This is a genomic window from Microtetraspora sp. AC03309 (assembly GCF_020826795.1).
Classification (GTDB): Bacteria; Actinomycetota; Actinomycetes; order Streptosporangiales; family Streptosporangiaceae; genus Microtetraspora; species Microtetraspora glauca.
The window spans coordinates 1-653 of sequence record NZ_JADDIL010000333.1; the positions used below are offsets into that span (position 1 = coordinate 1).

At 66.3% G+C, this 653-nt stretch carries 1 protein-coding gene; it reads right to left on the reverse strand.

What is annotated here, in order from left to right; translation table 11 throughout:
- Positions 1–635 (reverse strand): NAD(P)-binding domain-containing protein (locus IMZ11_RS43170; RefSeq protein WP_228649434.1); only part of this gene is annotated, 635 nt, incomplete at its 3' end.
- Between the last annotated feature and the right edge of the window lie 18 nt (positions 636–653).

Genomic DNA, 653 nt, shown 5'->3' on the forward strand with positions numbered 1-653 from the left:
GCCCAGCAGTTGCCGGTCGCACCGGTGATCACGTCGAACAATGACTGCGCAGACAGACCCAATTTCTCGGCCAGGACGAAGGCCTCGCCCACGGCGATCTGCTGCACCGCGAGCACCATGTTGTTGCACAGCTTGGCGGCCTGACCGGTGCCCGATCCACCGCAGTGGATGATCTTGCCCGCCATGGGCTCCAGCACCGGGCGGGCGCGTTCGACCGCCTCGTCCTCACCGCCGACCATGAAGGCCAGCGTCCCCGCGCTCGCGCCCTTCACGCCGCCGGACACCGGCGCGTCGAGTTGGGCGAGGCCATGTTCGCCTGCCTTCGCGTGAATCTCGCGGGCGTCGTCGACCGAGATGGTGGAGGTGTCGATGAACAACGTGCCTTTCGGCGCAACGGGCAGCACCTCGGCGTAACACGCTTTGACGATGTTGCCGTTGGGCAGTGACGTGATCACCACTTCGGCACCGGCCACGGCCTCGGCGCCGGTGTCGAAGACCTTGGCACCCTTGGCTTCAGCCGCTGCCTTCGATGCCGGCACGGGATCGAAGCCGTGCACCGTATGGCCTGCTGCGACCAGGTTGGCCGCCATCGGACCGCCCATGTGTCCCAAACCGAGGAACGCGATCGTGGTCACGTATGTCTCTCCCTATGC